The 19,550-nt window shown below is 70.2% G+C and carries 13 protein-coding genes; 12 read left to right on the forward strand and 1 reads right to left on the reverse strand.

All coding sequences use genetic code 11. From position 1 onward, the window contains the following. The first annotated feature begins 58 nt into the window (after window positions 1–58). The 4 genes from BLQ03_RS13625 to BLQ03_RS13640 all read left to right on the forward strand — a co-directional run bounded on the left by BLQ03_RS13625 (window position 59) and on the right by BLQ03_RS13640 (window position 10,495). Window positions 59–5,593, forward strand: coding sequence for an alpha-2-macroglobulin family protein (locus tag BLQ03_RS13625; RefSeq protein ID WP_245688916.1), 5,535 nt, complete (start codon window positions 59–61; stop codon window positions 5,591–5,593). Between the two features lie 100 nt (window positions 5,594–5,693). Next, window positions 5,694–7,757 carry a penicillin-binding protein 1C gene (pbpC, locus tag BLQ03_RS13630; RefSeq protein ID WP_090756903.1) on the forward strand — a complete coding sequence of 688 codons (2,064 nt, stop codon included), beginning with the start codon at window positions 5,694–5,696 and terminating at the stop codon, window positions 7,755–7,757. A 127-nt stretch (window positions 7,758–7,884) separates the two neighbouring features. Further along, window positions 7,885–9,864: a PhoX family protein gene (locus BLQ03_RS13635; protein ID WP_090756879.1), complete on the forward strand. Its 1,980-nt coding sequence runs from the start codon at window positions 7,885–7,887 to the stop codon at window positions 9,862–9,864. A gap of 355 nt (window positions 9,865–10,219) precedes the next feature. Then, window positions 10,220–10,495 (forward strand): hypothetical protein, encoded by a 276-nt coding sequence (locus BLQ03_RS13640; protein ID WP_139166743.1) that lies wholly within the window; start codon window positions 10,220–10,222, stop codon window positions 10,493–10,495. Window positions 10,496–10,676: 181 nt separating this feature from the next. Here the strand turns inward: BLQ03_RS13640 and BLQ03_RS13645 are convergent, their stop codons facing one another. After that, window positions 10,677–11,612, reverse strand: a complete 936-nt coding sequence (locus tag BLQ03_RS13645) for a LysR substrate-binding domain-containing protein (RefSeq protein WP_090756881.1) — start codon at window positions 11,610–11,612, stop codon at window positions 10,677–10,679. 118 nt (window positions 11,613–11,730) lie between these two features. Here BLQ03_RS13645 and BLQ03_RS13650 point away from each other — a divergent pair, with 118 nt between their 5' ends. The 8 genes from BLQ03_RS13650 to BLQ03_RS13685 all read left to right on the forward strand — a co-directional run bounded on the left by BLQ03_RS13650 (window position 11,731) and on the right by BLQ03_RS13685 (window position 19,540). Further along, entirely contained in the window at window positions 11,731–12,762 is a 1,032-nt protein-coding gene (locus BLQ03_RS13650) for an ABC transporter substrate-binding protein (RefSeq protein WP_090756882.1), read from the forward strand. 108 nt (window positions 12,763–12,870) lie between these two features. After that, on the forward strand, window positions 12,871–13,902 hold the full coding sequence (locus BLQ03_RS13655) for an ABC transporter ATP-binding protein (protein ID WP_090756883.1): 1,032 nt from the start codon (window positions 12,871–12,873) through the stop codon (window positions 13,900–13,902). Continuing rightward, on the forward strand, window positions 13,895–14,761 hold the full coding sequence (locus BLQ03_RS13660; RefSeq protein ID WP_090756884.1) for an ABC transporter permease: 867 nt from the start codon (window positions 13,895–13,897) through the stop codon (window positions 14,759–14,761). The genes BLQ03_RS13655 and BLQ03_RS13660 overlap by 8 nt, the downstream gene beginning before the upstream one ends. After that, window positions 14,758–15,564, forward strand: coding sequence for an ABC transporter permease (locus BLQ03_RS13665; protein WP_090756885.1), 807 nt, complete (start codon window positions 14,758–14,760; stop codon window positions 15,562–15,564). The genes BLQ03_RS13660 and BLQ03_RS13665 overlap by 4 nt, the downstream gene beginning before the upstream one ends. Window positions 15,565–15,574: 10 nt before the next feature. Beyond that, window positions 15,575–16,720, forward strand: coding sequence for an NAD(P)/FAD-dependent oxidoreductase (locus BLQ03_RS13670; RefSeq protein WP_090756886.1), 1,146 nt, complete (start codon window positions 15,575–15,577; stop codon window positions 16,718–16,720). 5 nt (window positions 16,721–16,725) lie between these two features. After that, on the forward strand, window positions 16,726–17,022 hold the full coding sequence (locus tag BLQ03_RS13675) for a (2Fe-2S)-binding protein (RefSeq protein ID WP_090756887.1): 297 nt from the start codon (window positions 16,726–16,728) through the stop codon (window positions 17,020–17,022). After that, window positions 17,019–18,428, forward strand: a complete 1,410-nt coding sequence (locus tag BLQ03_RS19040) for an FAD/NAD(P)-dependent oxidoreductase (RefSeq protein WP_090756888.1) — start codon at window positions 17,019–17,021, stop codon at window positions 18,426–18,428. Before BLQ03_RS13675 ends, BLQ03_RS19040 begins: the two co-directional genes overlap by 4 nt. Then, on the forward strand, window positions 18,428–19,540 hold the full coding sequence (locus tag BLQ03_RS13685) for an NAD(P)/FAD-dependent oxidoreductase (protein WP_090756889.1): 1,113 nt from the start codon (window positions 18,428–18,430) through the stop codon (window positions 19,538–19,540). Before BLQ03_RS19040 ends, BLQ03_RS13685 begins: the two co-directional genes overlap by 1 nt. Window positions 19,541–19,550 lie beyond the last annotated feature (10 nt).

Genomic DNA, 19,550 nt, shown 5'->3' on the forward strand with positions numbered 1-19,550 from the left:
CCCGAGGTGCCTCGCGCGACAGCGTGATTGTCCGCCCGCTCCGAACTGTGGCAGCGTGATGCCCGACAGCTGGGGTGGAGAGAAGACGATCATGGCGCGTGTGACCGAACAAGGCTGGCGCGGGGTCGTGGCGGCGCTGGGGCTGGCGATGCTAGCCTGGCCCGCCGGGGCGCAGGTCGCGCCGCAGGATGTCCTGCCCCCCGCCCGCGTCGTGCTGCGATCCGACACCGACCTGCCGGGCAACGACCTGTCCATGATCCGCCAGATCGGGCAGGACGCCTGCGTGCAGGCCTGCCTTGCCAATGACGGCTGCGCCGCGCTGACCTGGAATGCCCGCTCGCGCGCCTGTTTCCTCAAGTCCCGGCCGGGCGAGCCGCAGCCCTTCGCGGGCGCGCAGTCGGGCATCGTAGTGCCCGGCGATCCGGCCGTGCTGGACCGCGCGGCGAACCGGCTGGCCCGGGCCGACTGGATCGGGCCCGAGGACCGGCGGCAGCTGGCCGACCAGGCAGCGCGGCTTTCGACACTTTATCCCGGCGATGGCAGCGACACGGCGGGACTGCGCGCGCAGGCGGCCTCGGCCCCTGATGCCCAGACCCGCATCCGCTGGCTGGGTGCGGCCGCCGCGCTGACGGACGCGCCCGAGGACTGGGCGGCGCTTGCCGCCGCCATGGACGAAGTCGCCGGTCCCCAGGGCGGCCAGCGCGACGACCAGTTGCGCCGGTCCGCCGCGCTTGCCGCGCTGAACGCCTGGTTGCGCGATCCGGGCGCGGGCACGGGGATGCTGCGGCTCTGGGCGCGACTGGCCGAGGAAGAGGGGCGCGGCCGCGAGGCCCTGCGCGCGATCCGCACCGCCGCCGAGGCCGAGCCGGGCAACCCCGAGCTTGCCGCCGAGCGCGAGGGCTATGAGGAGCGTCACGGCTTCCGCGTGACCGGCAGCCGCGCCGACACGGATGGTCCCGAACCCCGCGTCTGCGCCAGCTTCTCGGAGCCATTGGCGCGCGAGATCGACCTGCGCCCCTTTGTCCAGCTTCCCGACCCCGCGCTGGCGGTCGAGGCCGAGGGCTATGACCTTTGCATCACCGGCGCCCCGCGCGGCGAGGTGCTTCGCTTTGCCCTGCGCGCAGGCCTGCCGTCCGAGGAAGGCGAGACCCTGCGCCGCACCGTCGAGCAATCGCAATATGTCCGCGACCGCGCGCCGCTCGCGCGCTTCGCCGGGCGGGCCTATGTGCTGCCCGCGACCGGCGATCAGGGGCTGACGCTGACGACGGTCAACACGGACAGCGTGGACCTGACGCTCTATCGCATGTCCGACCGCAACATCGTGCAGGCCCTGCGCGAGAACCTGTTCGCGACGCCCTTGGACGACTGGAAGGCGGGCCGCTTCGAGGATGGTCTGGGCAGCGAGATCTGGCGGGGCCGGATGGACGTGGCCGCGCCTGCGGGCGGCGGCGCCCGGCCTGTGAACGAAGAGGCCGCATCCCGCATCGACCTGCGGCAGGCGGGGCTGGTGCTCGATCCCGGCGTCTATGTGCTGAACGCCGGTGTGCCGGGGCAATCCACAGACCGCAGCCCCCGCGCCTCGCAGTGGTTCATGATCTCGGATCTCGGCCTGACGACATGGCAGGGCAGCGACGGGCTGACCGTGGCCGTCCGGGGCTTGGGCGATGCGGCGGCGCAGGCGGGCGTCGAGGTCCAACTCGTCTCGCGCGGCAATGCCGTGCTGGGAACTGCGGTCACGGATGCAGACGGCATCGCCCGCTTCGACGCGGGGCTCGTGCGCGGCACCGGCGCGGCCGCCCCCGGTATCGTGACCGCCACCCGGCGGGACGGCGAGCGGATCGCCGACCTCGCCTTCCTCTCGCTGATCGACCCCGAGTTCGATCTGTCCGACCGGGGCGTCGAGGGCGCCCCGCCTGCTCCGCCGATCGACCTCTTCGTGGCGCTGGACCGCGGCGCCTATCGTGCAGGCGAGACGGCGCATGCGACGATCCTCGCCCGCGACGGCCGCGCGCAGGCGCTGGACGGGTTGCCGGTGCAGGCCCGCGTGATCCGCCCCGATGGCGTCGAACACGCCCGGCTGACGCCACAGGCTGCGGGCGCGGGCGGACATGTGCTGGACTTCCCCATCCCCGCCAACGCCCCGCGCGGCGCGTGGCGCATCGACCTGCGGGTCGAGGAGGACGGCCCCGCCCTGGCCTCGGCCCGGCTGCTGGTCGAGGATTTCCGCCCCGAACGCATCGACTTCGACCTGACCCTGCCCGAAGGCGCCCTGCCCGCCGGCCAGCCGGTTCAGGCTGGTTTCGACGCCCGCTGGCTCTTCGGCGCCCCCGCCGCCGACCTGCCCGTCGAGGGCGAGTTGCGCCTGTCACCCGCCCGCAGCCTGCCGGGCTGGGAGGGTTATGTCTTCGGCCGTCATGACGACACCAGCGAGCCCGATGTGGTGACGATGCCTGCCGGACGCACCGACGCCGCGGGCCATTTCGCCGCCCGCATCGACTTGCCGCCCGGTATCGAGGCCGCCGCGCGTCCCTGGGACGCCACGCTCTCTCTGTCGGTGCGCGAAGGCGCGGGCCGCCCGGTGGAACGGCGCGTGACGCGCGTCCTTGCCCCCGGCCGCACGGCGCTGGGCATCCGCCCCGATTTCGAGGGCGGCAGCGTGGCCGAGGGCAGCGCGGCGGGCTTCCGCGTCGTGGCGCTCGGGTCCGACCTCGCGCCGGTCGCCGCGGATCTGGAATGGACGCTGAACCGCATCCAGACCGACTACCAGTGGTTCGCCATCGGCGGCGACTGGAGTTGGGAGCCGGTGACCCGCCGCAGCCGCGTGGCCTCGGGCACGCTGTCCACCACCGCTGAAGGGCCTGCCGCGCTGTCGGTGCCGGTGGACTGGGGCAGCTATGAACTCGTGCTGCGGACGCAGGACGGCGCGGAAAGCTCGATCCCCTTCGACGCGGGCTGGGGCGCGGCGGGCGCGGGCAGCGACACGCCCGACCGGCTGCGGGTGACGCTGGACAAGCCCGCCTATCGCCCCGGCGAAACCGCGCGCCTGTCCATCGAGGCCGCGGCTGATGGGGTGGCGCTGGTCTCGGTCTTGTCGAACGGACTGATCTCACTGCAACCGGTCCCGGTCACGGCGGGCCGGAACGAGGTGGAACTGCCCGTCACCGATGACTGGGACGCGGGCGTCTATGTCGCCGCCAGTGCCATCCGGCCCCTGTCGCAGGACGCGGGCCATGCACCGATCCGCGCGCTGGGCATCGCCCCTGCCGCCGTCGATCCGGGTAACCGGGTGCTGGCCGCGACCCTCACCGCCCCAACCGAAGCCGACCCGCGCGGGGCGGCGCAGGTGATGCTGGCGGTCACGGGCGCGCAGCCGGGGCAGGCCGTCCATGCGACGATCTGGGCGGTCGATCAGGGCATCCTGAACCTGACCGGCTACAAGCCGCCCTCGGCCACCGCGCATTACTTCGGCCAGCGCCGTCTGGGCGTGGGCCTGCGTGACCTTTACGGGCGGCTGATCCTGCCCTCGGGCGCTGCCGACGGGGCGCTGCGCAGCGGAGGCGACGCGGGGTCCATGCAGACGCAGGCGCCGCCTCCGACCGAGAAGCTGATGGCCTGGTTCTCGGGGCCGCTGGAGCTGGATGCCGAGGGCCGGGCCACCGTCGAGGTGCCGCTGCCCGACTTCAACGGCGAGGTGCGGGTGATGGCCGTCGCCTGGACCGAGGGCGCGGTCGGCCAGACCGACACCACGATGCTGGTGCGCGACCCGGTTGTGGTGACCGCGACGGTGCCGGCCTTTCTCGCCCCCGGCGACCGGGCCGAGGCGCAGGTCCGGCTGACCCATGCCGCCGGGCCTGCGGGGCCGGTCGGGCTGTCCGTCACGAACGCCGCAGAGGTCGCCCTGACCACCGAGCTTGCGCCCGAGACTGCCTTGGCCGAGGGGCAGAGTGCCGATTTGCCGCTGGTGCTGGCCGCGCCCGATACGCAGGGGCTTTCGGAGCTGCGGCTGTCGGCCAGCCTGCCGGACGGCCAGACCTTGACCAAGGACCTGTCGATCCCGGTCGAGCGGCTGGACCCGTCCGTGACCCGCGCCATGCGCCTGACCCTCGCGCCGGGCGAGACGCTGCCGCTGGACCTGACCCCCTTGGGCACCTTCCGCCCCGGCACCGGGCGGGTGGTGCTGTCCTCCGGCGCCTTCGCGGCGCTGGACGTGCCCGCCGCCATCGCCCAACTGGCCGCCTGGCCCTATGGCTGCAGCGAACAGCTCGCCTCGGCGGCGATGCCGCTGCTTCACGCGGCAAGCCTTGCGCCGGAAGGGGCGCCGCCCCGGTCCGACGACGCCAGGGCCGTGGAAGAAGCCATCGCCCAGATCCTGACCCGGCAGACGCCCGAGGGCGGCTTCGGGCTGTGGACGGCAGAGTCGGGCGACCGCTGGCTGGATGCCTATGTCACCGACTTCCTGGCGCGCGCGCGCGCGGCGGGCCATGCCGTGCCGGACACCGCCTTCCGCAATGCGCTGTCGGCGCTGCAGAACGGGCTGAACGCGGCCAGCGACCCGCAATTCGCGGATGCGACCGAGAACGCGGCCACCGCCTATGCGGCCTATGTGCTGGCACGCGAGCGGGCGGCGGTGGTCAGCGACCTGCGCTACTACGCCGACACGGGGGCCGAGCATTTCGCCACGCCCCTCGCCGCGGCCCAACTTGGCGCGGCACTTGCGGCGCTGGGCGACCAGACTCGCGCCGACGCCATGTTCCGCCGCGCGCAGGCGCTGTCGGAGGAAGGGCGCGAGCCGACGCAGGGCTTCCGTCCGGACTATGGCACGCTGCTGCGCGACCGCGCGGGGATGCTGGCTCTGGCCGCCGAGGCGGGCAGCCAGGCCGTGGACCGCGAGGGCGCCGTCGCCGCCATCTCGGCTGGAATCGAGGCATCCGAGGGGCGGCTTTCCACGCAGGAGGCCGCGTGGATCGTGCTGGCTGCGCAGGCGCTGAGCGGCGCGGCCGAGGAGCTGACGCTGAACGGCGCGCCGCTCGCCTCGCCTTCGGCCGACCTGGGCGACGCGGGCGCGGTGCCGGCAATGACGCTAGCCAACACCGGCAGCGCACCGCTGGCGGTCACGGTCAGCGCCACCGCCGTCCCGGTCGAGGCCGAGCCTGCGGGCGGGACGGCCTTCTCGATCAGCCGCAGCTACTACACGCCCGAGGGCGAGCCTGTGGACCCCGCGCAGGTCGCGCGCGGCACGCGGCTTGTGGCGGTGGTCGAGGTCCGGCCCTTCGAGGCCAGCGGGGGGAGGCTGATCATCACCGATCCGCTGCCCGCGGGCTTCGAGATCGACAACCCGAACCTTCTCACGCAGGGCGACCTTGATGGCCTCGACTGGCTGCAGGTGACCGAATGGGCCGACATGACCGAGTTCCGGCAGGACCGCTTTGCGGCCGCGCTGACCACCCACGACGACCAGCCGGTCCGCCTGGCTTATCGGCTGCGCGCGGTGACGGCGGGGGACTTCGCCCATCCGGCGGCGACCGTGGCCGACATGTACCGCCCGGAACGGCGGGGCTGGACCGACAGTGGCCGCACCATCGTCACGCCCTGAGAGGGGCAGTCGCCTTGGGCGCAAGGTGGCGCTGGCCAGGGACGGCAGCAAGCAGCGGCCAGTGAGGCTCGCCGATAGCGAACGCCCCCTCGGCCGCCGCCTGCTTGCGCTGACTGTCGCGCTGGGGCTGCTGGCCCATGGCGGGGATCGGGCGCGGACCGCCTGGGACCGCTGGATCGACGCGACGGAACTGCCGCCGTTGACGGTGCCGGTCGGGACCGAGGTCCTCGCCCGCGACGGCACGCTGCTGCGGGCCTTTCCGGTGGAGGACGGGCTGTGGCGGCTCGCGCCTCCGCAGGAGGGCGTGGACCCGCGCTTCCTGTCGATGCTGGTCGGGTGGGAGGACCGGCGTTTCCACCACCACGACGGGGTGGACCGCCGCGCCGTCCTGCGCGCGGCGTGGCAGGCGGTGACGCATGGGCGAATCGTCTCGGGCGCCTCGACCCTGTCGATGCAGACGGCGCGGCTGCTGGAGCGGGGGGCGACGGGTGACTGGCGCGCCAAGCTGCGGCAGGCGAGAGTCGCGCTGGCGCTGGAGCGGCGGCTGGGCAAGGAGCGTATCCTCGACCTCTACCTGCGGCTCGCGCCCTATGGCGGCAACACCGAAGGGGTGCGTGCGGCGAGCCTCATGTGGTTCGGCAAGGAGCCGCGCCGCCTGACGCCCGCCGAGTCTGCCTTGCTGGTCGCCCTGCCGCAGTCGCCCGAGACGCGCCGACCCGACCTGGCCGCGGCGCGGGCAGCGGCAAGGGCCGCGCGGGACCGCGTGATCGACCGGGCGCTGGCCCTGGGCATCATCGACGCCGAAGCCGCCGAATCCGCCCGCGCGACGCCCCTGCCCGAGAGCCGCCGCCCCTTCCCCGCCCATGCCGCGCTGCTGGCCGACCGGCTGCGGCGCGAGAACCCCGGCGCCCCCCGGATCGAGACGACCCTCGACGCCCGCCTGCAATCCGCCGCCGAACGGCTGGCGGCCCGCGCCGTCGCCGGTCAGGCCGAACAGGTGTCGGCCGCGATCCTGCTGGCCGACCATCGCAGCGGGGAAATCCTCGCGCAGGTGGGGACGGCGCAGTTCGCGGACGGCGCCTCGGGCGGCTTCGTGGACATGACGCGGGCGCTGCGCTCGCCGGGCTCGACGCTCAAGCCCTTCGTCTATGCGCTGGGCTTCGACGAGGGGCTGATCCACCCCGAGACGCTGATCGAGGACCGCCCCGCCGCCTTCGGCCGCTGGCAGCCGCAGAACTTCGACAACCGCTTCCGCGGCACGGTCACGATCCGGCAGGCGCTGGTGGAATCGCTGAACCTGCCCGTCGTGCGCGTCGCCGAGGCGCTGGGTCCCGCCCGCGTCATGGCGGCCTTCCGCCGCGCCGGGATGGACGTGACGGTGCAGGGCGACGCGCCGGGGCTGGCCGTCGTGCTGGGCGGCGCGGGCGTGAGCCTTGCCGACCTGGTCGAAGGCTATGCGACGCTGGCGCGTGGCGGCAAGCCCGTGCGGTTGCACGACCGTCCCGGCAGGACCGAGCAGCCGGGCGCACCCGCCTTCGGCCCGGTCGCAGCCTGGCAGGTGGCGAACGTGCTTTCGGGCATCCTGCCGCCGGGAGGCCGCGCGGCGGGGCGGGTGGCCTTCAAGACCGGCACCAGCTACGGCCACCGCGATGCGCTGGCGGTCGGCTTCGACGGGCGCTTCGTCGCGGGCGTCTGGATGGGGCGCCCGGACGGGACGCCCGTGCCCGGCGCCTTCGGGGGCGACTATGCAGCACCCGTGCTGTTCGATCTGTTCGATGCCCTCGGGCCCCGCGCCGTGCCCCTGCCGCCCCCGCCCGAGGCCGCGCTGACGGTTCCGAACGCGGCCCTGCCCCGACCCCTGCGCCGCTTCGTCCCCGCAGGCGAGGTGCCGCCTGCGGGCCCAGCCCTGCGCGCGCCCGAGCCGCTGACGATCCAGTTTCCCCCTGATGGCGCCGAGGTCGAGTTGTCCGCCGCTGCGCTGGTCGTGCGGGCGAAGGGCGGCACCCCGCCCTACAACTGGCTTTTGAACGGCGCGCCCGTGGCGATCGGCCGATCCGATCCGGTAGCCGAATTGCCTGCGCCGCAGGGCTTTTCCGCGCTGACGGTGGTCGATGCCAAGGGGCGGTCGGCGCGCGTGCAGTTCAGGGCGACCAGCGGCAGCTAGCGGGACCCGCCCCGCAACCTCCAGAATCTGTCACCTGATCTTCACGATCACCTCCTAAGCCCCGGGCACGCGGAGAACCGCGTGACGCCACGGAGCGCGCCGACAGGCGCTCACGCAGGAGACAGCCATGACGAACCAGACGCCATTCCGCACCACGCGGCTCGAGGAAGCCTGTGGGCCGGGCACCAACCCGACCGCGAACCGCACGATGGGAGAGATCATCGCGGCCCGCTTTTCCCGGCGCGGCTTCCTGAAGGGCTCGATGGCGACGGCGGCGATCGCTGCGACCGTCAGCCCGCTGGCGATGATGGCGGCGTCCGAGGCAAAGGCCCAGGGCGCCTCGGCCTTCAGCTTCCCCGAGGTCGAGGCGGGCGTGGACGCCGACCACCATGTCGCCGAGGGCTATGACGCCGATGTCCTGCTGCGCTGGGGCGACAGGCTGTTCCCCGATGCGCCGGACTTCGACCCCAAGGCCCAGACGGCCGAGGCCCAGCGCCGCCAGTTCGGCTACAACAATGATTTCGTGGGCTTCGTGCCGCTGGAGGGCAGCGCCGACCGCGGGTTGCTGTGCGTCAACCACGAATACACCAACGAGCACCTGATGTTCCCCGGCATCGTCACGGTGAAGGACGGCGAGATCACCGTCTCCGAGGCCGACCGCACGCGCGTGGACATCGAGATGGCGGCCCATGGCGGCACCGTGGTCGAGATCCGCCGGAACACGGGCGGCAAGTGGGCGGTCGTGCTGGACGGCGCGCTGAACCGCCGCATCACCGCAGACACGCCGATGGAGATCCGCGGCCCCGCCGCCGGCCACGCCCGGATGCAGACGCCCGACGATCCGACCGGCACGAAGGTCCTCGGCACCATCAACAACTGCGCCGGGGGTATCACGCCCTGGGGCACCTACATCATGGCCGAGGAGAACATCCACGGCTACTTCATGGGCGAGCTGCCCGAGGGCCACCCCGAGGCCGCCAACTACGAGCGTCTGGGCATCCCCGAATCCACCTATGCCTGGGGCAGGTTCCACGACCGCTTCGATGTCTCGAAGCAGCCGAACGAGCCCAACCGCTTCGGCTGGATCGTCGAGGTCGATGTCATGGACCCGAACTCGGTGCCGAAGAAGCGCACGGCGCTGGGCCGCTTCAAGCACGAGGGCGCGGAAAGCGTCGTGGCGAAGGACGGGCGCGTCGTCTTCTACCTCGGCGACGACGAGCGCTTCGACTATGTCTACAAGTTCGTGACGGCGGGCCGCTACAACCCCGAGGACCGCGCCGCCAACATGGACCTGCTGGACGAAGGCACGCTGTATGTCGCGCGCTTCCACGAGGACGGCTCGCTGGAATGGCTGCCGCTGGTCCAGGGCCGGGGCCCGCTGACTGCCGCGAACGGCTTTCAGTCGCAGGCCGACGTGCTGATCGAGACGCGCCGTGCCGCCGACCTGCTGGAGGCGACGCCGATGGACCGACCCGAGGACATCCAGCCGAACCCCGCGAACGGCCGCGCCTATGTGATGCTGACCAACAACACCAAGCGCGAGGAAGCCGACGCCGCCAACCCGCGTGCAAAGAACGCCTTCGGCCATATCATCGAGATCATCGAGGAAGGCGAGGACTTCACCGCCACCACCGGCCGCTGGGAAGTCCTGCTTCAGTGCGGCGATCCCTCGATCGCCGAGGTGGGCGCGACCTTTTCGACCGAAACGACCGCGAACGGCTGGTTCGGGATGCCCGACAACGCCGCCGTGGATGCCGACGGGCGGCTGTGGGTCTCGACCGACGGCAACTCGTCCTCGGATACGGGCCGGACGGACGGGCTCTGGGCCGTGGACACGGAAGGCGAGGCACGCGGCACCTCGCGGCTGTTCTACCGCGTTCCGGTGGGGGGCGAGCTCTGCGGGCCCTGCCCGACCGAGGACATGACGACCTTCTTCGTCGCGGTCCAGCACCCCGGCGACGGCGGCGAGGACTGGGAGGGCCATGGGCGGCCTTCGTATTACGAGGACCTGTCCACCCGCTGGCCCGACTTCGACGACGCCATGCCGGTCCGCCCGGCCGTTGTCGCGATCACCCGCCAGGGCGGCGGCCGCATCGGCAGCGCCTGACGATCCTGGGGCCGGCCCCGGTCGGCCCCGTCCTCCCCACAGCCTCCTTGCTGATCTCTGGCCGCCTTCCGGGGCCCCAAGGATGTGCGACGCTGGCAAGCTTCGGCGGATGATCCAGCCTCGCCTGCCCTTCCCCGCAACCATTGACAGAGAAGCTGGACCCGCTTTCCGGCAAGGCTGACCCGTTGCAAGAGGCAGACCCAAAAGGCACCCTACGACTAAAGCAGTATCCCGGACGGCCACATCGGACGAAACCCCGGCAGTCCGCGCTGGTTGATGAACAGACGGTCACGAAGTGACCCATTTCCGGGCAGGATCGAAACCCTGCCTGTTCATGCAACTGCCGGGGGACATCATGCTTGACCACGACCAGATCGAAGCGCCTCAGTTCCATGAAGACGTGGATGCCGGATACAGGGCAGGCTCGCAGGCGCGGGCAGACCTTGAACCTGCCGCCCATTCTCCGCTTCCGATGCAGGCCGCAGGGGCCGCCCTTTATCTTGGCACCATGATGTGCATGCCGCTGCAGATCGCGATGGCGATGCCGCAGGTTGCCGTCGCCCAGAGCCGGACCTCGCCCATCCTGCGCCACCTGGAATGGCAGCGCAGCCGCGAGCGCGCGCAGCAGTGATCATCCGGCCAGTCCGGACCTGTCACGGGTGACGAGGAACGGCAAGAACCTTCATGCCGCCGGCGGCACGATCCACCGGTAACGGTGAACCGGTCACCCGGTCGAGCGCCGTCACGGACTGGCCCTGCGACACCGCGCTGTCTCATCCCGCTCGGCACATGATGCCTCTGGGTGGACCGGATCACACGTCCTCTGCCTTGCCCTGTGGCTGAGGGCTTGCCGCATCGCGGACGGCCAGGACCTCCCTGATGACCCCGGCGATGTAGTCGCGGGCGCTGGGAAGCGGGACGTCGTTCGAGGGCAGGACGGCCGTGAACGAGAAAGGGATCATGGGCAGCAGGGGACGAACCACGAGATCCCGGTGAGCGCCTGTCCTTGCCGTGAAAGGGTCCGAGACAGACACGCCCAGGCCCGATGCGACCATGCCGCAGACGATTTCCGATAGCGGGCTTTCGGCGCGGCTGCGGATCGAGACGCCATGGGCGTTCATGACGGCGCGGATCCGCCGCATGCTTACCGACTCTGCGGGAAGGGCAATGAAATCCTCGCCGTTGAAATCGGTGATGTGGATGACCTCCTTCTCGGCCAGTCGGTGGCCCCGGTACAGGACGGCCACGCGCGGCACGGCGGGTATCTTGATGGTCCGCAGGGAAAATGTCGGCGTGCTGCTTTCGATGAACCCCAGGTCGCACTGGTTGTTGACCATCCAGTCCAGGATGACCGGGGTGATGACGCCGTAAAGCGCGACATGCAGGCCCTCGTTGGCCTTGAGGAACCTGCCGGTGAAGCGCGGCAGGAGATCGTTCGTCAGCGCCGGCATCGCGGCGACCCGCAACTCCCTTGCCCGTTTTTCCCGCAGGTTGTCGGCCACTGCGGCAATGCGCTGAAGCCCGCTGAACGACCGCTCGACTTCTGCAAACAGCGTATAGGCAGCCGGCGTCGGGTGCAGCCGGTTTCCGCTGCGCTCGAACAGGTCCAGCCGCAGGTTATGCTCGAGATCGCGCAGCAGGCGGCTTGCCGCGGGCTGGGTGATGCCCAGCCGGGCAGCCGCATCGCTGACCGATCCCACCTGCATCATGGCCTGAAAGGCTTCGACCTGGCGGTGATTGATGCGCATGCAGGCATATAACAATCGCACATGCGACTGTGTCAATTATGCATTGGACATCATGGAGCTGCGGCCTCCATCTTCAGCCATGGCAGCAGAAGACTGTCGGCACATCAGGGAGAAAGCCATGCGTCTAGCCATCTGTTCCGTTTCCTTCACCGCTCTGGTGCTGTCCGCCGGCAGCGCGATGGCCCAGCAATCGACGCTTTACGTCGCGGGCTACGGCGGCACCTTCGAACAGATCATGCGCAGCAAGGTCATCCCCAAGTTCGAGCAGGAGCACGGCGTCAAGATCGAATATGTCGCCGGCAACTCGACCGACTCGCTGGCAAAGCTGCAGGCGCAGAAGGGCAACCAGCAGATCGACGTCGCCATTCTGGATGACGGCCCCATGTACCAGGCGATCGAGCTTGGCTTCTGCGCGCCGATCGAGGGCCTCGACAAGTCCAACCTGTTCGAACAGGCGCTTTATCCCGAGGACAAGGCCGTTGCGACCGGCATCGTCGCGACGGGCCTGTTCTACAACACCGAGTATTTCGAGAAGCAGGGGTGGGAGCCCCCGACCTCGTGGAACGACCTGAAGGACCCCAGGTACAAGGGCATGATCGTCATTCCGCCGATCAACAACACCTATGGCCTGTACACGCTGGTCCAGTTCGCCCGCATGAACGGCGGTTCCGAAAAGGACATCGAGCCGGGCTTTGCCACGATGATCGACGAGGTGAACGCCAACGTGCTGGCCTATGAACCCTCGCCGGGCAAGATGACCGAGTTGTTCCAGTCGGGCCAGGCCGTGCTGGGCGTCTGGGGCTCGTCCCGCGTGCAGGCGCTGGCGGATACCGGCTTCCCGGCGGCCTTCGTCTATCCCGAGGAAGGCGCGGTCACGCTTCTCGCCTCGGCCTGCCCGGTGGCCAAGGAAGGCGCCTCGCCGCTGGCATCGGCCTTCGTCAATGCCCTTCTGGACCCCGAGGTGCAGAGCACCATGGCCGTCGAATACGGCTATGGCCCGGTCCACAAGCAGGTCGAGGTCCCCGAGGAGATGAAGGCCACGATGCCGACCGGCGAGCGCATCGCCGAGATGTACAACTCGGACTGGGTGACCATCAACCAGAACCGCGAGGACTGGACCAAGCGCTGGAACCGCGAGGTCGAGCGCTAAGCACCGCCTGCCTGCTGCCGCAGGCCGGAAAGCCCAGGGAAGGCGAATGTTGCCTTCCCTGTCAGTCCGCAACCGAACCGTCCAGGGGTTCCCTTCGGAAGGGCCGACATGTCGTTCCTCGAGCTATCTGATCTCCGCAAGACCTACGGCAACGTCGTCGCGTTGGAAAACTTCAACCTTTCGGTCGAGAAGGGCGAGTTCATCTCGCTGCTGGGACCCTCGGGCTGCGGCAAGACCACTACGCTGCAGATGATCGCGGGCTTCACCGAGCCCACCTCGGGGCGCATCGTCCTGGGCGGGCGGGATCTGGTGTCGATGCCGCCCGCCAAGCGCGGCCTCGGCATCGTCTTCCAGAGCTATGCGCTGTTCCCGCACCTGACGGCCGCCGAGAACGTGGCCTTCGGCCTGGAGATGCGCGGCATCGACCGGGCCTCGCGCGAGGAGCGCGTGCGCGAGGCGCTGGCGATGGTCGGGCTCAAGGGCTACGAGGACCGCTATCCGCGCCGGATGTCGGGCGGCCAGCAGCAGCGCGTCGCCGTGGCACGGGCGCTGGTGATCCGCCCCGAGATCCTGCTGCTTGACGAGCCGCTATCCAACCTCGACGCCAAGATGCGCGAAGAGATGCAGAGCGAGCTTCTGTCGATCCAGCGGCGGCTCGGGACCACGACCATCCTTGTGACCCATGACCAGCAGGAGGCCATGGCGCTGTCCAACCGCGTCGTGGTGATGAGCAAGGGCCGGATCGAGCAGATCGCGACTCCGGTCGAGGCCTACAACAATCCGGCCAGTTCCTTTGTCGCCTCGTTCCTCGGCAAGACCAACACCCTGTCGGGCGAGATCCGGGGCGGGACGCTGGTGGTGGGCGAGTTCCGCGCCGCGGTGTCGGGCGCCGACGGGCCGGTGGCGGTGACACTGCGTCCCGAGAAGATGCGCTTCGACAGCACCGGCCTGCGCGGCACGGTCACGGCGCGCGTGTTCCAGGGCAACTGCTGGTCCTACCAGGTGCAGACAGCACAGGGCGAGGTTCTGGTGCTGCGCCAGAACGACGGCCAGCCCCTGCCGGTCGAAGGCGACGCGGTGTTCCTGAGCTGGTCGCCCGCCGACATGGGCCTGCGCCGGGAAGGTCTGTCCCATGGCTGAGGGGCGCAATCCCGTCGCCGTGGCCTCGCTGCTGCTGCCGGCGACGCTGCTGTTCATCGCCGTTCTCGTGATCCCGCTGATCATGACGGTGCTGCTGTCCTTCTACAGCTGGGGCCAGTACACCGGCATAGTCGAGGACTTCACGGCCGAGAACTGGATCGAGGTCTTCACCGACCCCTATTTCGGCGAGATCTTCCTGCGCACGCTGCGCATCTCGTTCCTGGCCACGCTGCTGGCGGCGCTGTTCGGCGCCCCCGAGGCCTATATCCTCAAGCGCATGAACCCGCGCTGGCGCGGCCTGTTCATGCTGGTGATCCTCGGCCCGCTTCTGATGTCGGTCGTGGCCCGGACCTTGGGCTGGGCGCTGCTGTTCGGCGGCAACAACGGGGTCGCCAACCAGTTCCTGATGGGGATCGGCCTGATCGACGCGCCCCTGCCCTTCATGTTCACCGAAACCGGCGTCGTGATCGCGCTGGCCCATGTGATGATGCCCTTCATGGTGCTGTCGGTCTGGGCCTCGCTGCAGCGGCTGGACCCGCAGGTCGAGAACGCGGCCCGTTCGCTGGGGGCCAGCCAGTTCACCGTGGTCCGGCGCGTGCTGCTGCCACAGATCATGCCCGGCATCCTGTCGGGGTCGATCATCGTCTTCGCGCTCAGCGCCTCGGCCTTCGCCACCCCGGCCATCATCGGCGGGCGGCGGCTCAAGGTCGCCTCGACGCTGGCCTATGACGAGTTTCTCAACACGCTGGACTGGCCGCTCGGCGCGGCCGTGGCGGTGCTGCTGCTGATCGGGATCGTCCTGATCATCGTGGCCTCGAACGCGCTGGTCGAGCGTCGCTATGCCGAGGTGTTCAGATGAAGAAGAACGGTTTCCTCGCCCTGGCCTTCCACACGGTTTTCGTGATCTTCATGGTCGCGCCGATCCTGGTGGTCTGCGTGGTGGCGTTCACCCCGGAAGGCTTCCTGTCGCTTCCGACCAACGGCCTGTCGCTGCGCTGGTTCAGGGCGATCGCGGATTACCCCGAGTTCATCCGCGCCTTCTGGACCTCGGTCTACCTGGGGGCGGTCTCCTCGACCATCGCCGTGATCCTGGCGGTGCCCGCGGCGCTGGCCTTCAGCCGCTATGCCTTCCCGGGCAAGGGCGCGCTGTCGGCCTTCTTCCTGTCGCCCCTGATGATCCCGCATGTGGTCCTGGGCATCGCCTTCCTGCGCTTCTTCACGCAGGGCGGGATCTCGGGAACCATGACGGCGCTGATCATCGCCCATGTCGTGGTGGTGTTCCCCTTCGCGCTGCGGCTGACGCTGTCGGCGGCCACGGGCATGGACCGCTCTATCGAATCCGCGGCGATCTCGCTGGGGGCCAGCAACTTCACGCTGTTCCGCCGGGTGACCCTGCCGCTGATCCTGCCGGGCGTCATCAGCGGCTGGGCCCTGTCCTTCATCCAGTCCTTCGACGAGGTGACGATGACGGTCTTCCTGGCCGCGCCCGGAACCGAGACGCTGCCGGTGCGGATGTTCCTGTATGTGCAGGACAATATCGACCCGCTCGTCACCTCGGTCTCGGCCGTCGTGATCGCCATCACCATGGCCGTGCTGATCATCCTCGACCGGCTCTATGGCCTGGACGCCGTCCTGTCCGGCCACAGCGACCGCAACTCATAGGAACAGGCAAATGTCTCGAGTTCATGATGTCGCTGTCGTCGGCGGCGGGTTGCTTGGTGCGGCCATCGCATGGGGCCTGGCGCGCCTTGGCCAGAAGGTCATCGTGCTGGACGAGGGCGACGTCGCCCGCCGGGCCAGCCGCGCGAACTTCGCGCTGGTCTGGGTACAGGGAAAGGGCCTCGGCCTGCCCCCCTACGCCCGCTGGTCGGTCGAGGCCTCGCGCCAGTGGCCCACGCTGGCCGAGGCGCTGCGCGAGCAGACCGGCCTCGATGTCCACTACCAGCGTCCGGGCGGGTTCCACATCTGCCTGAGCGAGGCCGAGCTGGATGCGCGCCGGCAGCTCATCGAGCAGATGTATGCGCAGGGCGCGCCCAATGACTACGGGCTCGAGATGGTGGATCGCAGCGAGCTTGAGAAGGCGCTGCCCGAGATCGGTCCGGATGTCGTGGGCGCCAGCTACAGCCCCCACGACGGGCATGTGAACTCGCTGCGGACCTTCCGCGCCTTCCACGCGGGGCTGCGCGACTTCGGCGCCGATTACCGCGCCAGTCATGACGTGGACCGGATCGAGCCGCAGCCCGGCGGGGGCTTCGTCCTGCACACCTCGGGGGGACGGATCGAGGCCGCAAAGGTCGTGCTGGCGGCGGGCAACGGCAACGAGCGGCTTGCCCCGCAGGTCGGCCTTTTCGCGCCGATGATGCCGACCCGCGGCCAGATCATCGTGACCGAACGGGTCAAGCCCTTCCTGCACTATCCGCTGGGCACCCTGCGCCAGACCGACGAGGGCACGGTGATGATCGGCGACAGCAAGGAAGAGATCCTGGACGACCGGGAAACCCGCGTGCCCGTCACCACCGTGATGGCCGACCGCGCCCGCCGCACCTTCCCGCTGCTGAACCGGCTGAACGTCGTGCGGACCTGGTCGGGCATCCGGGTGATGACCCGCGACGGTTTCCCCATCTACGACCAGTCGGCCAGCGCGCCGGGCGCCTTTGTCGCCTGCTGCCATTCGGGCGTGACGCTTGCCTCGATGCACGCGCTCGAGCTTGCGCCCCGCATCCGGGACGGCGGCCTCGGCGGGCCTCCCTCCTCCTTCTCGGCCCGGCGCTTCGCCGATGCCCCCGAAACCCTGCTCAACGCGGATGCTGCCGTATGACACCGATGTTCTCACATATTCCCGCCGACCAGCGGCCGACGCTGGAGATCTTCGTGGACGGGCAGAGCGTGCAGGCCCGCCGGGGCGACACGGTGGCGGCGGCGCTGCTGGCCTCGGGGCTGGACGTGCGGCGCGACAGCGCCGTCTCGGGTGTGCCGCGGCTGCCCTATTGCATGATGGGCGTCTGCTTCGAGTGCCTCGTCACCATCAACGGCGTCGGCAACCGGCAGGGCTGCCTGATCCCGGTCGAGCCGGGGATGCAGGTCGAGATCCAGCGCGGCAAGAGAGAGCTTGGGAAATGAGCGTGTTGCATTCGGACAGCTACGACCTGGTCGTCGTCGGCGCGGGACCGGCGGGCATCGCGGCTGCCGCCGCTGCGGCGGCGGCGGGCGCCTCGACCCTGCTGCTGGACGAGAACGCCGGGCCTGGCGGGCAGGTCTGGCGCGGGCTGACCACCACCCCCCTGACCAACCGCGAGATGCTGGGCAAGGACTATTGGGACGGCGAGGCCGAGCTTGGGAAGCTGCGCGCCAGCGGCGCCGAGGTCATTCACCGGGCGACGGTCTGGAGCATCGATCCCTCGCTGCAGGTCGGCGTCTCGCACGGCGGGTCGTCTCGCATCGTGCAGGCCCGCAAGATCGTGGTCGCCACCGGCGCGATGGAACGGCCCTTCCCAATCCCCGGCTGGACGCTGCCCGGCGTGATGACCGCGGGCGCGGCACAGACCATGCTGAAATCCTCGGGGCTGGTCCCCAGCGAGCCCACGGTGATCGCCGGACAGGGACCGCTGTTCTGGCTGCTGGCCGGGCAGATCCTGCGGATGGGCGGGCGCATTGACGTGATGCTGGACACGACGCCCAAGGGGCAGCTTGCGGCGGCGCTGCCCAAGGCCTTCGGCTTCCTGACCACGCCCTATTTCCGCAAGGGCCTGAAGATGCTGGCCGAGGTGCGGTCCAAGGTCCGTATCGTCAAGCATGTCACCCGCATCGAGGCGCATGGTGAGGGCCAGCTTGACCGGGTCACCTGGGAAACCGCCGGCGGCAAGCGGGGCGAGATGGCCAGCCGCCTGCTGCTGCTGCATCAGGGTGTCGTGCCGAACGTCAACCTCGCCATGTCAGTGGGCGCGGCGCATGACTGGGACAAGCAGCAGCTCTGCTGGCGTCCCCGGCTGGACGAGGACGGGCAATCGACGGTCCCCGGCCTTTACATCGCGGGCGACGGGGCAGGCATCGGCGGGGTCGGCGTGGCGCTTGCGCGCGGCCGGGTTGCCGCCCATGCCGCTCTGACAGCAATGGGGCGCAAGGCTCCGGCCAGCGGCCTGTCGGCCGCGCGGGCCGAGCTTGCCAAGGCCAATCGCGGGCGCGAGTTCCTCGACCTGCTCTACAAGCCGGCCGAGCAGTTCCGCATCCCCGAGGGCGACACCATCGTCTGCCGCTGCGAGGAGGTGCGCGCACGCGACATCCTTTCCGCGGTCGAGATCGGCGCCTCGGGGCCGAACCAGCTCAAGGCCTATCTGCGCACCGGAATGGGACCGTGCCAGGGCCGCCTCTGCGGGCTGACCGTCACCGAATTGATGGCCAAGGCGCGCGGCACGACGCCCGAGCAGATCGGCTATTACCGCCTGCGCGCGCCCGTGAAGCCCCTGATGCTGAGCGAGCTGGCCGATCTTCCGCAGGAGCCGGCAGCGGTCAAGGCGGTCGTGCGCTGATGATCCTGCGCGATGTCCTGATCATCGGCGGCGGCATCCATGGCTGCGCGACGGCGCTGAACCTGCGCCATGCGGGGGCAACGGTCACGCTGTTCGAAAAGGACTATGCCGGCCGCCATGCCTCGGGCGTCAATGCGGGCGGCGTGCGGATGCTGTCGCGCCACGTGGCCGAGATCCCGCTGTCGCTGCGCTCGATGGCGATCTGGGAACGCATCGGGGATCTCATCGACGACGACTGCGCGCTGGACTGCCACGGGCAGGTGCTGGTGGCGGAATCCGCCGCCGATTTCGAGACCTGCAAGGCGCGGGTGGCCGAGCTGAACCGGCTGGGCTTCACCCACGAGGAACTGCTGAGCGCGGCCGAGGTCCGCAGGATCCTGCCAGCCGTCGCCGAAACCTGCACGGGCGGCATCATCTCGCGCCGCGACGGCGCCGCGCAGCCCGCCCGCGCAACCACGGCCTATCGCCGCAAGGCGGCGTCGCTTGGCGCCGACATCCGCGAGGGCGTCGCCGCCGGGCTGCCCCGCTTCCAGAACGGGCTTTGGCACGTGGACGCGGGCGGCGAGAGCTTTGCCGCGCCGAAGCTGGTGATCGCCGCCGGGGCCTGGTCGGGCCGCATCGCCGCCCATCTGGGCGAGCCGATCCCGCTGGTGCCGGTCGCGCCGATGCTGATGATCACCTCGCGCGTGCCACGCTTCATCGACCCCGTGGTGATCCTCCGCTCGCGCATCCTGTCCTTCAAGCAGTTCCCGAACGGGACGCTGCTGATCGGCGGCGGCCACCTGGGGCAGGCCGACATCGACACGAACAGCACCGTGCTGGACTGGCGCAAGCTGCAGATCAGCGCCCGCACCGTGTCCGAGTTGTTCCCGGTCATGCGCAGCGCCACCATCGTCCGCGCATGGGCCGGGATCGAGGGCAAGCTTACGGACGACCTGCCCGTGGTGGGGCCGAGCCTTCGCCACAAGGGGCTGTTCTATCAGTGCGGCTTCTCGCTGCACGGGTTCCAGCTTGGTCCGGCCGCAGGCGCGGCCGTGGCCGAGCTTGTCACCGAGGGGCGCACGCCCGTCGACATCTCGGGCCTGTCCATGGCCCGGTTCAACGCCGCATAGGAAAGGGATT

Source organism: Paracoccus chinensis (genome assembly GCF_900102885.1).
Classification (GTDB): Bacteria; Pseudomonadota; Alphaproteobacteria; order Rhodobacterales; family Rhodobacteraceae; genus Paracoccus; species Paracoccus chinensis.

What these genes read in the sequence shown, in the direction of transcription:
- BLQ03_RS13625 (WP_245688916.1), top strand. Translation starts at nt 59, where the DNA reads ATGCCCGACAGCTGGGGTGGAGAGAAGACGATCATGGCGCGTGTGACC.
- BLQ03_RS13635 (WP_090756879.1), top strand. Translation starts at nt 7,885, where the DNA reads ATGACGAACCAGACGCCATTCCGCACCACGCGGCTCGAGGAAGCCTGT.
- BLQ03_RS13640 (WP_139166743.1), top strand. Translation starts at nt 10,220, where the DNA reads ATGCTTGACCACGACCAGATCGAAGCGCCTCAGTTCCATGAAGACGTG.
- BLQ03_RS13645 (WP_090756881.1), bottom strand. Translation starts at nt 11,612, where the DNA reads ATGCGCATCAATCACCGCCAGGTCGAAGCCTTTCAGGCCATGATGCAG.
- BLQ03_RS13650 (WP_090756882.1), top strand. Translation starts at nt 11,731, where the DNA reads ATGCGTCTAGCCATCTGTTCCGTTTCCTTCACCGCTCTGGTGCTGTCC.
- BLQ03_RS13655 (WP_090756883.1), top strand. Translation starts at nt 12,871, where the DNA reads ATGTCGTTCCTCGAGCTATCTGATCTCCGCAAGACCTACGGCAACGTC.
- BLQ03_RS13660 (WP_090756884.1), top strand. Translation starts at nt 13,895, where the DNA reads ATGGCTGAGGGGCGCAATCCCGTCGCCGTGGCCTCGCTGCTGCTGCCG.
- BLQ03_RS13665 (WP_090756885.1), top strand. Translation starts at nt 14,758, where the DNA reads ATGAAGAAGAACGGTTTCCTCGCCCTGGCCTTCCACACGGTTTTCGTG.
- BLQ03_RS13670 (WP_090756886.1), top strand. Translation starts at nt 15,575, where the DNA reads ATGTCTCGAGTTCATGATGTCGCTGTCGTCGGCGGCGGGTTGCTTGGT.
- BLQ03_RS13675 (WP_090756887.1), top strand. Translation starts at nt 16,726, where the DNA reads ATGTTCTCACATATTCCCGCCGACCAGCGGCCGACGCTGGAGATCTTC.
- BLQ03_RS19040 (WP_090756888.1), top strand. Translation starts at nt 17,019, where the DNA reads ATGAGCGTGTTGCATTCGGACAGCTACGACCTGGTCGTCGTCGGCGCG.
- BLQ03_RS13685 (WP_090756889.1), top strand. Translation starts at nt 18,428, where the DNA reads ATGATCCTGCGCGATGTCCTGATCATCGGCGGCGGCATCCATGGCTGC.